At 36.4% G+C, this 352-nt stretch carries 1 protein-coding gene; it reads left to right on the top strand.

Translation table 11 applies throughout. From position 1 onward, the window contains the following. Positions 1–23 precede the first annotated feature (23 nt). Positions 24–352: transposase family protein (locus tag NE665_RS24135; protein ID WP_256302734.1), on the top strand; the 329-nt coding region annotated here is incomplete at its 3' end.

The raw sequence follows: 352 nt of genomic DNA, 5'->3' as shown, positions 1-352 counted from the left end.
AACGAAAGGAGTGGTTTTCCACTATGGATATTATATCAGAATTATTAAACATTCCTCAAGAGGATATCTTATCCTCGTCATCATATCGTGATGAAGATGGCACATTAGTTATCAATGTTACCCTTGTACCCAAGCAGCTACCCTGTCCCGCTTGCTCTTGTTGCACTTCACATGTAAAAGATTATAAGATTAAGTCTATTAAACATTCTGCTCTTAACCATAACCCTTGTATTATCCATTATCGTGCAAGACGCTATGTCTGTACTGTTTGCGGTAAAACTTTTTTTGAATCTAATCCCTTTACTCCTGTCGGTAATATAGTCAGTAATCTTACGTTATTGAATGTCCTGAA

It is taken from the genome of Clostridium sp. DFI.1.208 (genome assembly GCF_024463855.1).
GTDB lineage: Bacteria > Bacillota_I > Bacilli_A > Erysipelotrichales > Erysipelotrichaceae > Clostridium_AQ.
This window is presented reverse-complemented; position numbering and strand designations above follow the sequence as displayed.